Annotated in this window: 12 protein-coding genes; 2 read left to right on the top strand and 10 right to left on the bottom strand. The window is 41.0% G+C overall.

Going from position 1 to position 13,855, the window contains the following annotated elements; all coding sequences use genetic code 11:
* The first annotated feature begins 133 nt into the window (after nt 1-133).
* Nucleotides 134-688: a hypothetical protein gene (locus CQA40_RS07755; protein ID WP_115520311.1), complete on the top strand. Its 555-nt coding sequence runs from the start codon at nt 134-136 to the stop codon at nt 686-688.
* On the opposite strand, the gene CQA40_RS07750 is transcribed toward CQA40_RS07755, so the two are convergent.
* From CQA40_RS07750 to CQA40_RS07730, 5 genes are all read right to left on the bottom strand, one after another.
* Nucleotides 689-1,696: a DNA adenine methylase gene (locus CQA40_RS07750; protein ID WP_115520310.1), complete on the bottom strand. Its 1,008-nt coding sequence runs from the start codon at nt 1,694-1,696 to the stop codon at nt 689-691. It abuts the gene before it with no gap.
* A gap of 61 nt (nt 1,697-1,757) precedes the next feature.
* Nucleotides 1,758-3,380, bottom strand: coding sequence for an ABC-F family ATP-binding cassette domain-containing protein (locus tag CQA40_RS07745; protein ID WP_115520309.1), 1,623 nt, complete (start codon nt 3,378-3,380; stop codon nt 1,758-1,760).
* A gap of 113 nt (nt 3,381-3,493) precedes the next feature.
* Entirely contained in the window at nt 3,494-4,282 is a 789-nt protein-coding gene (locus tag CQA40_RS07740) for a methyltransferase domain-containing protein (RefSeq protein WP_115520308.1), read from the bottom strand.
* A 62-nt stretch (nt 4,283-4,344) separates the two neighbouring features.
* On the bottom strand, nt 4,345-5,193 hold the full coding sequence (locus CQA40_RS07735; protein WP_115520307.1) for a pimeloyl-ACP methyl esterase BioG family protein: 849 nt from the start codon (nt 5,191-5,193) through the stop codon (nt 4,345-4,347).
* Between the two features lie 71 nt (nt 5,194-5,264).
* The gene (locus CQA40_RS07730) at nt 5,265-6,623 is read right to left on the bottom strand and encodes an aminotransferase class I/II-fold pyridoxal phosphate-dependent enzyme (protein ID WP_115520306.1); all 1,359 of its coding nucleotides are present in this window, start codon (nt 6,621-6,623) and stop codon (nt 5,265-5,267) included.
* Between the two features lie 102 nt (nt 6,624-6,725).
* Here CQA40_RS07730 and CQA40_RS07725 point away from each other — a divergent pair, with 102 nt between their 5' ends.
* Complete coding sequence (locus tag CQA40_RS07725; protein WP_115520305.1) at nt 6,726-8,144, top strand: adenosylmethionine--8-amino-7-oxononanoate transaminase; 1,419 nt, start codon at nt 6,726-6,728, stop codon at nt 8,142-8,144.
* A gap of 711 nt (nt 8,145-8,855) precedes the next feature.
* On the opposite strand, the gene CQA40_RS07720 is transcribed toward CQA40_RS07725, so the two are convergent.
* The 5 genes from CQA40_RS07720 to CQA40_RS07695 all read right to left on the bottom strand — a co-directional run bounded on the left by CQA40_RS07720 (nt 8,856) and on the right by CQA40_RS07695 (nt 13,686).
* Nucleotides 8,856-9,716, bottom strand: coding sequence for a hypothetical protein (locus CQA40_RS07720; protein WP_115520304.1), 861 nt, complete (start codon nt 9,714-9,716; stop codon nt 8,856-8,858).
* The gene (locus CQA40_RS07715; protein WP_115520303.1) at nt 9,713-10,252 is read right to left on the bottom strand and encodes a hypothetical protein; all 540 of its coding nucleotides are present in this window, start codon (nt 10,250-10,252) and stop codon (nt 9,713-9,715) included. Before CQA40_RS07715 ends, CQA40_RS07720 begins: the two co-directional genes overlap by 4 nt.
* 606 nt (nt 10,253-10,858) lie before the next feature.
* Complete coding sequence (locus CQA40_RS07705) at nt 10,859-11,824, bottom strand: thiamine pyrophosphate-dependent enzyme (RefSeq protein ID WP_115520301.1); 966 nt, start codon at nt 11,822-11,824, stop codon at nt 10,859-10,861.
* Between the two features lie 199 nt (nt 11,825-12,023).
* Complete coding sequence (locus CQA40_RS07700) at nt 12,024-13,253, bottom strand: 2-oxoacid:ferredoxin oxidoreductase subunit alpha (protein ID WP_115520300.1); 1,230 nt, start codon at nt 13,251-13,253, stop codon at nt 12,024-12,026.
* 34 nt (nt 13,254-13,287) lie between these two features.
* On the bottom strand, nt 13,288-13,686 hold the full coding sequence (locus CQA40_RS07695; RefSeq protein WP_023928002.1) for a 4Fe-4S dicluster-binding protein: 399 nt from the start codon (nt 13,684-13,686) through the stop codon (nt 13,288-13,290).
* Nucleotides 13,687-13,855 lie beyond the last annotated feature (169 nt).

Raw genomic sequence — 13,855 nt, 5'->3', positions numbered from 1 at the left:
AAGAGATGCTTTGAAATCGATTGATTGGGTAAAGGTTAGCTTTTTAGGCACAAATTCTAGCTTGAATTTGCGAACTTCGCTAATTGAGGAGGCGTTAATTGAAAAAGGGTTTTGTGATAAGGGGCTTTTATAAATGGATATTTTAGAGATTGCAAACGCCGTATTTAGCGAGATAGAGCGCGAAGTAAATGCCACTTCAAAATGGAAAAGCACGAGCAAATACGCGCGGATTCGCCACCTACAAATTGATAAGCGCGGTAGCTTTGGAGAGCGATTGTTGCGTGATATTTTTAGCAAAGAGCGCAATATCTCACTTGCCTATCAGGACGGCGACCAAGGCGATTGGGATATAAAGATTAACGACATTAAGGTTGAGGTAAAAACTTCTAGCCTTGATGTGAATGATAAGTTTCAGAATGAGCATATTAAGGATACGCCAAATTGTGATTTTATCTGCTTTATCGGCGTTGCGCCCGATAATTTATATATGCGACTTGAAAAAATTAGTGAGATTGATTTTAGCAAGTTGCATAATCGTGGTGAGCGTGGCACGGGCGCGGGATACAAATGGGACTTTAAAAAAGAGCAAATGATTGAAGTAAAGACGCGCGAGGAAGTTGTAGCACTTTTTTACACCAAAATGGGAATCGACAAAAAGAGTATAAAGAAAAATTTAAAGAGTAAATAATCAACTTTTCCTCAAAATATGCAAATACTCGATTGTATAGTGTTGCTTTTGGGTGCGGGTAGAATCAGCTTTAAACCGCTGATAGTTTTTATTCACACAGCGATATGTGCCATTTGCCTTAAAAATCCGCTCTATCTCATCAAGCCCCAAAATCCCCTCATCATTATAGCTTAGGAAAATCCACTCAAAATCCGCGCGTTTGATAAGACTCTCTAGCTCATCTGCCACGCGCCCTTTCTTACAAAACGCGCTTTTTTCATACTCGCGTAATCCTGTTTTGCCCTGCGGAGCGAAGTCATCATACAGCGCAATAGTGTTTAGCAAATGATAATTTGCGCCATATTCCCTAGCATTATAGGGTGGGTCAAGGTAGAGTATATCGCCCTTTATGCGCCCTATTAGCTCACTTGCATCGCAGTTATACACCTCATTTGCGTTGTTGCCTACCTCACATTTTGCACCCCTAAACTCCATAGTCTTTAACGCACTCTTTTTAAGTCGCTTCAAAAACGCACCATACACAGAAGCTACATTTGCGACTTTATCAGCGCATTCTAGTAACGAAGCAAGGAGGAAATAATACGCACCCAAATCTATTTCTTTATCGCGCTTTAAATTCTCGATTTTTACACGAATGCTATCGATTTTCATCGCATTTTCATCGCTAAAATATAGCCTTTGGTAGGGCTTATCTTGCGTCCCACCCAAAGAGTAGTGAGAATAAATTTTGCCCATTACGCCTTGCAGACTATCTAGCATAGCCACAAGCGCGTCTAGATTCGCGATTTGTGTGTGATTGGCTATGTAGTTTTGGTTTAGGACAAAGCTATAAAATTCCTTGTCATTTGCGATAATTTTTTTCACTTTGCTTTTAAACGCCCTGCCAACCGCGCCCGTGCCTGCAAACAAATCGCACAGCACGCACTCGCTTAGTGGCTTTTGCACAGCGTTTGTGATATTGCCCACGATAAAATCACACAGCTTTAGCTTCGAGCCTATGTAGTTCATTGATTGAGTATTTTTCTACTGTTAGCCATAATTCCCATCTTAGCTTGCTTGTTTTTGGTCATCACTCGCCCTTGCTTTCCAAATACTCCTCGTAAGTTCCGCGAAAGTCAATGATTTGCGCGGGGAGATTCGCCCCGTTTTTGTCAAATTGTGGCACAAGCTCGATTATGCGGTTTGCGTAGGCGTCTATTAGCTCTCTATCGTGGCTTACGCATATCACATTCCCGCCAAATTTATACAACGCCTCGCCAAGCGCGATGATAGACTCCAAGTCCAAGTGATTTGTAGGCTCATCAAGCACGAGGAAATTCCCACCCTCAAGCATTAGCCGACTTAGCACCATTCGGTGTTTTTCGCCCCCGCTAAGTTTGCTTACCTGCTTTTCTTGCTCCTCCCCGCTAAAAAGCATTCGCCCAAGCGCGTTGCGGATTTCGCCTGCTTCTTTGCGCTTATCAAACGCCCTTAGCCACTCAAAGAGTGTCTCTTCGCCCTTGATTTCCTCGCTCACATTTTGCGGGAAATATCCGCGCTCTATGGTAGCTCCCCACTTCACGCTTCCTGAATCTGGACTTAGGACTTCGACTAAAATCTGCAACAAAGTGCTTTTGCCCACGCCATTTGGTCCGATTAGCGCGATTTTGTCATTTGGCAGGATTTTTAGGCTGACATTTTCTAGCACTTTTTTATCGCCATAGGATTTGGAAATCCCCTCACATTCTAGAGCTTCGTTGCCTATGGTGCGATTGGGCTTAAAGACTATGCTTGGGTCGCGCCGTGAGCTAACTTTGAGCGCGGAAATATCGAGCTTTTCAAGTTGCTTTTGTCGGCTGGTGGCTTGTTTTGCCTTACTCGCATTGGCTGAAAAACGCGCGATAAAGTTCTCTAACTCCTCTTTTTCTTTAAGTTTTTTGTTGCGCTCGGCTTCTTGCTGCTTGGCAATGAGTGTGCTAGCGATATACCAATCATCATAATTCCCGCTAAACTCGCGCACAGAGCCAAAATCCATATCCAAAATGTGCGTGCAAATGGAGTTCAAAAAGTGCCTATCGTGGCTAATGACAACAATTACGCCCTCATAGTGCTTGAGGTTGTTTTCTAGCCACGCGATTGAGGGTAAGTCAAGGTTGTTTGTCGGCTCATCAAGGAGCAAAATCTCTGGCTTTGGGAAAAGCACTTGGGCAAGCAAAATCTTAAACTTATCCCCGCCTGTAAGGCTACTCATAAGGTTTTCGTGCGTGTTTGCGGGGAATCCCAAATCCTCTAAAATCTTTTCAATCACCACTTCGCACTCATAAGTAGGGTCTTCCTCCGCGCAAATCATCTCCAAATCGCCTAGCTCGTTATTGACTTTTTCATCGCTTAAATCGCCGTTTTCATACAGCCATTCTTTGCGTTTCAATGCGTCATAAAGTCGCTTATTGCCGATAAGCACGGCATCTTTTAGGCTTAGGCTCTCATAAGCGTATTGGTCTTGCTTTAGCACACCAAGCCTTGCATTTGGTGCGATGATGACTTCCCCGCTACTTGATTCTGCCTCGCCACTTAGGATTTTTAGCAGTGTGGATTTCCCCGCGCCATTTGCGCCGATAAGCCCGTAGCGTTTGCCACTATCAAGTTTGAGATTGACATTTTCAAAGAGTTTTTTGGTGGGGTAGCGCATCGCTAGATTTATGGTTTGGAGCATTTTTTTGTCCTTTTTTAGAGTTTTGCAGAAAATCTGCTTTTTGGATTTATGAAGTGTGTAGACAAATCAAAAGCCCTATTTTACACTATTTTTTTGAGTTCTTTACAAATGAACTACGCCCTTTTGCGTGCCAAAATATAGATTGGGTGGTAGCTTATACGCCCTCCAAATCGCGCTTGATACTCGCTTAGAAGTTTTTTATTTAGCTTGCTTTGATGAGATTTTAGCCCATTTGCACCACTTTTTTTTATATGCCTAAACACACCAATACTAGAACCAAAATCCAAAGTCTCAATATCCTCTTTTAGCTCCAAAATATCTAGAGATTCTCTTAAGTTTTTTTCTATATCTTTTAGTGTGAGATACTCTAGTGAGATACTAGCTAGTTGGGCTAGCTCGCGCAAGTTTTGCTTACCAAAAGTGCTAAGGCAAAGCAGTGCATTTGGCTTTAGCATTTGGCTTAGTTGTGTCAATATTTGTGGCGTATCTAGCCATTGCAAGCAAGCGTTTGAAGCGATTAAATCAAATCGTTTTTTAAAAATTTCTTGCTTTTGTAAATCGTTCATATCAAAAATTTCCACGCTATCAAATTTTGCAAGTTTTGTAAAATTTATAGCTTGCTTAAAAAGTGTCGATTTTTTTGGATTTGGCAAGCATTGCAGTGGGTTTATATCATTTGCGATATATGTTTTATATGAAAAATTTGCTTGCAAAATCTCGCTAAACTCTCCATTTCCTACGCCAAATTCAAACACTTCACTAAAATGTTTTTGCCCATATTTTTTAAGCATTTCTATAAGGACAAAGCGCATTTTTTCTTGGATAATAGCATTTTGCTTATAAGTGTTTTTTGCTCTTGCAAAGCTACTTGCCACTTGAGTGCTATTTAGGCTATTTTGCATAGATTTTACCTTTTATTTTTGCCTTGATTTTGTTTTTTATTTTGCTTAAAAAATTTTTGATTTTAAGCAATGATTTCTTGCCAATTTCTAAAGCCGACAAAAGCAAAATGTGGCGCGTCTGTATATGCGATTTTGGTGTGATTTTTGTGCGGACTTTGAGTGAAAAACGCTTCACACGCTTGAGGTGGGAAAACCTTATCCGTGCGCGAAATGATAGCTTTATCCCACAAAAAATTATTTGCAAAATCTCGCCCAAAATCTTGCAAGCGATTTTGCATAAGATTTTTAGCAAAAAGCTGCAAGGATTCTAGCTCGTTTTGCATATTTTTTAAATTTGGCAAAGCAAAATCTAAAGAAAAGCGCGAAATAATATCGCGCATAATTTCTAAATTTTCTCCCTGTATTTTAGTATCAAAAAGAGCGTTTCTAAAGGCGTGTGGTTGTATATTTTTTGCTGTGTAGGCAAAGACTTTAGGTGGGATTCCTAGCACTCTATCTATGCCGATATTTGTGCCATTTATAGCCACCTTTTTAGCAAAGATTTTATCACGCTCACCACCTGCTTGATAAGCAAAATCACTTAGCAATGCAGAAGCGACAAAAACCCCCATAGACCACGCAATTAAATAGACATTTTTATACTTTTTGCTAGCATTTATTATCTCTTTTATCTGTGCTTGATGCTGGCTAAAATCGCAATAATCATAAACCATAATCATATCAAAATCCTGCAAAAAAATCTTATCTGTGAATCTATAAAAATGACTAGGCAAGCTAGCAAATCCACTAAAAAATACGACTAAATTCTGGCTAGATTGTTTGCCAAAATCCTCTTGCAAATTTTGCAAAGTAAAATCTGCAAAATCCACTTTAGAATCTTGTGGCAAAATCTTAAAAAAACATATTTTCATATTTTTGCCCTTTTTTATCGCTTTTTGTAGCTATGTTTTTTATGTTTTCTTGCAGTGCTTAGATATTTTTCTTAAGACTTTTTTAGGATAGTTTTTAGGTGTTTTTCTAGCTCCTCTATGACAAATCTTGCTTCATCTAGGGACATACTTGCACTAAGCGAAAAACGGATTCTAGCACTTCCTTTTGGCACGGTTGGAGATTTTATCGCAGGGGCGTATATACCGCTAGATTCTAGCTTTTTGGCAAGGCTTATAGCTAGAGAGTTTTCGCCCAAAATAAGCGAAAAAATATGGCTTTTTCCAAGTGATTTTAGGCAATATTTTTGCGCTATTTGCTCTAATGAAGTTTTAAAAAATTCGCTTAAAAGAGCTAGATTTTCCCTGCGTTTTGTGAAAGATTTTGCAAGTTTTTTCTCTTCTTTACAGCCACCCAAAATCTCAAACACAAAGTAGCTAAACGCCACATTTATCGGTGGCAAAGCACTAGAGTAGATAAGTCCTCGCGCACTATTGACAAAAAAGTCTCTAAAATCCTTGTGGCAAATCACGCACGCCCCCACAGAGCCAATCGCCTTGCCAAATGTAAAAACCAAAAAATCTACACAAGACTCCACCCCCAAAGCCCTCGCTAGCCCAAGCCCGTCATTTTCTATCCCAAAACCACTTAAGTCTTTGCTATATCGCACGCCCTCACTTCTGCCAAACACCCCTACACTATGAGCTTCATCAAGGTATATATACACATTTTTTCCGCGCTTTTTGTGCTCCTCTTTTAGCGCGATGATTTGCTCCAAAAACGCAAAATCCCCCTCCATACTAAACACCCCCTCACTCACAATGAAAATATGCTTATAATTTTTACCCCTAGATTCTAGCAGTTCGCTTAAGTGAGAAATGTCATTATGCCTAAACCGCTTAAAATCCGCACCACCAAGTCGCACGCCATCTATCACGCTAGCGTGTGAATAAAAATCAAGCAAAAATAACGAGCGCGGAAGCTGACTAAGGGCTTGTAAAGTTGATATATTTAGATGATAGCCACTATTAAATAGCAGTGATTTTTTTGGAGAAAATGCAGAATCCAAGTGCGCTTCAAATGCCTCATACACAGGAAATCCCCCGCTAAGTAAGCGCGAAGAAGATGAGCTAAAACGCAAAAATTTTGCAAAATCTTTGTGTGGTGGTTTTGACTTTTTGTTAGATTTTGCGCTCTCTTTAGGTGCTAGAAAACCCTTTTTTTCACACCATTTATAAAACTTCTCCACGATTTTTTCATCACTAGCGATACCTAGATAATCATTGCTTGCTAGATTTAGTAGCTTTACTTCCTTGCTATCTATCAAATACGCACCACAATGCCTAAAATCACGCAATACGCGGTAATTATCCTGCGCTTTTAGAGAGTCTAAAATCTGCTTTATGTGCTGCATTTATTGCCTTTTTTACCTCATAAATATATTTATTTTGTTGGAGTGAAATTGTAGATTTTGGTGTAGTATTTTGCCATAATTTATCGATACAAAGGCACACAAATGGCACAAAAATCACACCAAAAATCAAAATCCTTGAAAGCCCTTGATTTAGCACATATATGGCATCCCTGCACACAGATGAAAGACCACGCTAGCAAAAAAGACAATGGCGAAAATATCCCGCTAATCCCCATAAAAAAAGCAAAAGGCGTGTATTTATACGATTTCGATGGGAAGCGATATATCGACTGCGTAAGCAGCTGGTGGGTAAATCTTTTTGGACATCAAAATCCACTCATAAACAACGCCATAAAAAAGCAGCTAAACACCCTAGAGCATATCATTTTGGCTGGCTTCTCTCATAAGCAAATTATTAGGCTTTCGCACAGGCTTACTAGCCTTTTGCCTAGCAAACTTAGCAAGTGCTTTTATGCAGATAATGGCTCAAGTGCGATAGAAGTCGCCCTAAAAATGAGCTACCAATATCATCAAAATCTAGCGCAAAAGTCCGCACAAAATTTGACAAAATCTAGCCCAAAATCGCTTGCAAAATCAAATAAAAAAACCAAGTTTTTAACCCTAGAAAATGCCTATCACGGAGAGACTTTAGGCGCACTAAGCGTGGGAGATGTCGGGCTTTATAAAGACATTTATAAGCCACTTTTGCTAGAGTGTATCACCACACCTGTGCCAATCCATAGAGCAAAATCTCGCACCTGCCAAAATCCCACAAAATCTAACGACTACCAAAAAGAGCTAGACGCCCTAGAAGCGATTTTGCAAAAAGAGGGGGGGAATATTTGTGCGTTTATTTTGGAGCCACTTATTCAGTGCGCAGGTGGAATGAATATCTATCCTAGCGGGTTTGTCAAAGAAGCGTGTGAAATGGTAAGAAAGCAGGGCATTTTAATAATATTTGATGAAATCGCGGTGGGATTTGGGCGAAGCGGGAGTATGTTTGCATTTCAGCAGTGCGACATAGTGCCTGATTTTTTGTGCCTTAGCAAAGGCATTAGCGGGGGGTATTTGCCACTATCTGTGGTGATAACAAGTGATAAAATCTATAAGGCTTTTTATGATACTTATGAGAGCAATCTAGGATTTTTGCACTCTCATAGCTACACGGGCAATGCCCTTGCTTGCGCGGCTGCAAACGCAGTGCTAGATATTTTTGAGTCTCAAAGCATACTAAGAAAAAACAAAAACTTAAGCGATTTTATAGCCTCACTCTGGGGCAATCTCTCAAAGCTAGAAAATGTCTGCAATGTCCGCTACTGCGGTATGATTTTCGCACTAGATATTGCAAGTAGCAGACACAAGAGGACTGGACTAGAAGTATTTAAGCGTGGGCTAAAAAAGGGGCTACTGCTCCGTCCGCTTGGCAACACAATATACTTTATGCCTCCATATATCATCAGCAAAAAACAAGCGCGATTTGTAGTAGAAAATCTGCGCGAAATCCTAAAAAATCTTGGCTAAAAAAACTAATGCACAAAAACTTCATAATAGAAATATTTAGCTTAAGTATGACAAGAGATAGATTCTCTAGAGATACTTTGCTTAAGTATGGCAAACTACGAAGTTTGCTTCTTTTGAAATCCCTTCCCAAATGATAGAAATGTGGCGGAGGAGTGTTTTTGCCACTTCAAAAAACCCCTCCCTTTGCGGAGGGGGTTTATGGGTTGGTAAGTTTTTGCATAAAAACACATTTTTTCTTGCCTCGCAAAACCAATCACTTATCATACTAAACTAACCACTTGCCATACCGAATGAATCGCTAGCCATACTTAAAGGCTTTTTAGCCTAAAGTATCAAAAACATTTTGTCATACTGAGGTTTGGCACAAACCGAAGTATCTCAAAAAAATATTTTCTAACAACTTGTATTACAACTTGAGATATTTCGCTTACGCTTAATATGACAATAAAAAAAACACAACCACTTGTCATACTGAGGGCGTAGCCCGAAGTATCTCAAAAGATTCTGCAAAACAATGTAAAACAAAAAGAGATATTTCGGTTTCTTACGAAACCTCAATATGACAAATCTACATTGAGATATTTCGCTTTTTGCAAAAGCTCAATATGACAAGTTTGCGTTATTATTGAGATATTTCGCTTACGCTTAAGTATGACAAAAGTAGGTTTAATATTATAAAAATAAAATCTTTAGCACAAGGTGTATTAAATTTTATGGGCGATTAGCGATTATAGATTGAATATAAGATATGATTTGTTTTTCTTCCAAATCTCTCCAACCCCAAATATATTCAAAATCAAAGTCTTTCATATCCTTATCTGCAGGAAAAGTTATCCCTCTACACTCTGCTTCATACTCTTTGACTTCTTGTGAGTTTCTAAAAGCTGTTTGTAGAGGCTCTAATGCTTTTTCTGCAGCTTCTAATGCTTTGCGATATTCTGCCATATACTTATCAAAAGCAGTAGCATATCCTTTCTCGCAACGGTCAAAGTTAACGCAAGAAGGTGGTCTATTAAGAGGTTTTTTTGGTGGTAGACTTGCTAATTTTTTCTTCCTTCTCTCTTCAAATCGTCTTTCAAATTCATACTCTGCTCTTGCTATTCTCTCAAATGCTTTATCGATATCATATACCCCATCTAAGAATAATACACAAGTAGCATCCATTTCTATGTAAAATGGTTTTCTTGCTTCTTTAATATCATTATTAAAATCTTTCATAGCTTCACCTGCATCCGCGTCTTTACATTCTGTTGGCAGATAATCACATTCTCCGTATATTCTCTCTGCTTCTTTATATTCTTTTGAGTTTTTCCATTCTAACCGAATCATTGTATCTTGCCGTCCAATTGCCAAATACTCTTTGTATTCCACACTATTCTTGTATGTATCAGCTAATCTCTTTACATTTTCTAGGAGTGGTTTACATTTATTTTTTAGCTTGATAAATTCCGCAGAGTGTGCTTTGTATTTCTCATATAGTCCCTCCCTGCAATCAACTGCATATCCAACTGTATATCCTACTTCAAGCATTGATACAAATACTATCAATGCGATTTTTACTATATCTCTCATTTTTTCACTCCTTGCGTTTGTTTAAACTGCTTAAAAGTTTGATAGTCCTCTTGTAAGATTTTTTCTTTGATAGTGTTTTCTAAATCTGTTTGTGCATTTTGCAATATATCAAAAACTCTTTTTTGACGCTTAGGACTAGCCTTTTTAAAACCACCTTTTTGAAATTTATCAAATAGAGAGATAAAATTTTGCAACGCCATTTGAAGTGAAAGTGAGTCATCGCGATATGATTTGTATCCATTGTCTATCTTGCTGGTAATACTTTTTAACAACTTTCTATCACAAGAGTTTTTATCGCTATTTTTTGCTATAAACTCTTTTGCTCCGTAGTAGCAAGCAATATGCTGCCATAGCAGATAACAAAAATTTTTACCAGTGCCATTTTTTGTGTTGTATGCTTTTATGCACTCCTTGCAGATTTCAAACCTTAGATTTTCTATCCCCTCTATGCCTAGTCCTCCATCTACGAGGTAAAACTCATTTTGTGGTTTGGACTTTTTGCAGCCTTTGCATTGTAATTTGTCGCTATTTTGCATTTATCGCTCCTAGTTTTTATATGTATTATGCAAGCGATACTACAAAAAAAAAAAAAAAAAACAGAATACTAATGTGGGGAAGCACGAGTGGATTTTGTGAGAATATGTCAAATTGCAAGAGTTTTGAAATGTTTGAAATGTTGTATAGGTAGATTTTGTGCAGAGTATGCTTTGAAGTCTTAGTGCGATGATTTGCAATAGACTTGTGAGATTTTATTAGTTTTTGTGGGTTTTGTCTTGCTTTGCTTTTTATTGTCATACTGAGGCTTTAGCCGAAGTATCTCAAAAAAAAAAAAAAATGCAAATTTACAAGAAGTGCTTTTTTTTTGATATTTCGCTTTTTACAAAAGCTTAATATGACAAATCTGCATTGAGGTATTTCGCTTGCGCTTAAATATGGCAATGAATTTTTTATGCTTTTGAAAGCCCCCTCCCTTGCGGAGGGGGTTTGGGGGTGGGTTCTTTTCCGTCATTGCGAGATTTTGCGTAGCAAAATCGTGGCAATCTACGCCCCCATCGTCATTACTAAAGAAACTTTACTTCGTTCACTAGCAATGACGAAAACATACCCACCCTCAATCCCCTCCACATTATGCCTTGCAGATTCTACCCATTTACCCCTAGCACGATATTGTTTGCTTCCTCAAGCCGTTGGAGGTGCTCCCACCGCTCATCGACTTCTTTTTGAAAAAGCTCGATGATATGGGCATTTTCTGGCTTAAAGAGGTGCTTAAACCGCCCTTGCGCCCCTAGATAGTCCCGCACGGGGATTACATTTTTGGGACGATAAGTGATACGCACTTCACGCCCGCTAATGATTTCAAAAAGCGGGAACACAAGGCTATCCACCGCCAAATCCGAAGTATCAATGGTTTTGTGTGATTCAAACTTCCACTCTGTCGTGCAAGCACTCATCGCGTTGATAAATGTCGGTCCCTCTGTGTCGATTGCTTGCTTGATTTTTTTGTTCATATCTTTCCATTTGTTTGGCGCGACTTGCGCGACATAGGGGCTTCCGTGCGCCGCCATAACAAAGAGAATGTCTTTTTTGCGCTCTTTTTTGCCATAGCTCACACTCCCTGCGGGCGTGGTAGTCGTGCTAGAGCCTATGGGCGTGGAGCTTGACCTCTGCCCCCCTGTGTTTGCATACACTTCGTTATCAAGGCAGATATAAGTCATATCGTGCCCACGCTCAAAGCACCCGCTGATGAACTGAAAGCCAATGTCATAAGTGCTTCCATCGCCACCAAATGCTACAAATTTTGGCTTCTCGCCCTGATATTTGCCCTTTTTGGCAAGCGCGCGATACATCGTCTCCGCGCCCGCTGCGGCGGTGCTTCCGTTTTCAAACCCTATGTGAATCCACGGCACATCCCAGCTCGTGTGCGGATACACGGCGGTGGAGACTTCTAGGCAACCTGTGGAGTTGCCTATCACTAGGGGACCATCGACTGCGTTTAGCACTTCGCGGATAATGATTCCGTGTGCGCAGCCCGGACAGAGGATATGCGCACCTTCAAATTTCTCGGCGGATTTTGAGAATTGTTTGAGGTTTTTGACTTCTTTTACCATTGTTGCTCTCCTATCTTTAATGTTTTTTTCAGAATTTAAATTCTAGAATCCCACGCCCGCAAAATCTAAATTCTAGCATTTGCAGTGGTGCTTTGCGCAATCGCTCCGCTTTGCGAATGAGGTGTATTAGACATACACCGCAGTAAAGCAAGGCGGAGGGATTGCGCGAATTGATTACCCAAAGACGAATTTCCTTGTCTTAAAAAAAGCTCATCTTTGGACCACGCAACCCTACAAACTGCTGCACCGCGTGCGTAATCCTCCCCTCCTTTGCGTCCTTATCAATTTCAGCAAAAATCTCGCCCAAATCCTTTTGCGTCATATCACGCTCGCCCAGCCCATAGATATAGTTGCTAAGCAATGGGCTAGCACCGCCTTTCGCGCTTGCATTATACAACGCCGCGCTTACTTCATTATAAAGCGCGCCCATAGCCCCAGCAGGCAGGCTTTTATCAAGGATTGCTACTGCTTTGCAGTGCTTGAGGGCTTCGCCTACCTCGATGAAAGGAAATGGACGAAAGACTTTTAGGCTTACCACGCCCGCTTTTATGCCATTTTTGCGAGCGTTGCTTGCCGCTACACGCGCGGACTCCACAGTCGTGCCAAGTGCGAGGATTGCCACTTGCGCATCTTGCATATCATAGCATTCTACGATATTGTGCTCCCTGCCTGTGAGGGCTTTAAATTCTGAAAACACGCGCCCTATCACTTCGCTAGATTTCATTAGGGCGTTGTGAAGCTGTGCTTTGTGCTCATAGTGCCACTCCTCCTCTGCCTGCGCTCCGTAAGTAACGGGGTGGGCAAAATCAAAAAGCGGATTTTTGCTCTTATACTCGCCGATAAATTTATACGCCTCCTCATCGCTTAGCGGGCGGACATTTTGGGCGGTGTGGGAGCAGAGGAATCCGTCTTGATTGACTATCACGGGCAAGCGCACGGACATATCTTCGGCGATTTTGAACGCCATTAAATTCAAGTCATACGCATCTTGTGGATTATACGCGCAGAGGTTTATCCAGCCCGCATCGCGCCCTAGATACATATCGCTATGGTCGCCGTGAATGTTTAGAGGCGAAGCAAGTGCGCGATTTACGAGATTTAGCACGATAGGCAAGCGCATACCAGAGGCTTGATAAAGCACCTCCACCATAAGCGCAAACCCCTGCGAGCTAGTCGCAGTCGCCACGCGCCCGCCAGCCGCCGCAGCCCCCACGCACGCACTCATCGCGGCGTGCTCTGATTCGACAAGCAAAAACTCCCCATCAATGTAGCCATTGCTTGTGAAAGTCCCATAGTTTTGCACGATAGGCGTGGAGGGCGTGATAGGATAGGCTGCGACTACATCGATTTGGGCTTGGCGCATAGCTTGGCAGGCTGCCATATTGCCATCCCACACGACTACTTTGTCTAGTTCCATTACTTTTGGCATATTCTCTCCTTATGTTGTATTCTAGTCGCTAGATTTACTCGCTAGCGGGCTTTTTGGGCTCTTTTTGGGGCCAGTTTCCTAGCGCGACTTCGTTGCTTTCGTTGTTATCAAACATTAGCAGGGATTTTGGGTTTGTGGGGCACACGCTCACGCACACGCCACAGCCTTTGCAGTGCTGATAATCCACGCCACGCATTTTTTCCTCGCGCACAAGTATGGCAGCATCGGGGCAATACACCCAGCAGTTAAAGCAGTTTATGCAAATATCCACATTATGCACGGGCTTATCCACGCGCCAATGCGCCACGCTCGTGCCATAAGAGCTTTCTTTGGTGTAGCTTCGCTCGTTGTTGTGCTCCCTTAGGGCTTCTCTGCCATCCTCTGCAAATGGGAAAAGCACCGAGCCGATTTCAAGTTCGCTCCAATCTTTCATTGTCGCCTCCTTTGTTGTTGATTTTTGGCTTTGCATTCTAGAATCTAGAGTGCTAAAGCATTTTTTTTGGCTAAAATCCGCGTTTTGGATTTCTCTTAAACTTTTCTTACACTTCCTTGCGCTTTTGTTTATTCTTTTTTGCGCTTCCTTTGTGCTTCCTTAAGGCTTT

The sequence above is a fragment of the Helicobacter sp. MIT 01-3238 genome (genome assembly GCF_003364135.1).
Taxonomy (GTDB): domain Bacteria; phylum Campylobacterota; class Campylobacteria; order Campylobacterales; family Helicobacteraceae; genus Helicobacter_B.
This window is presented reverse-complemented; position numbering and strand designations above follow the sequence as displayed.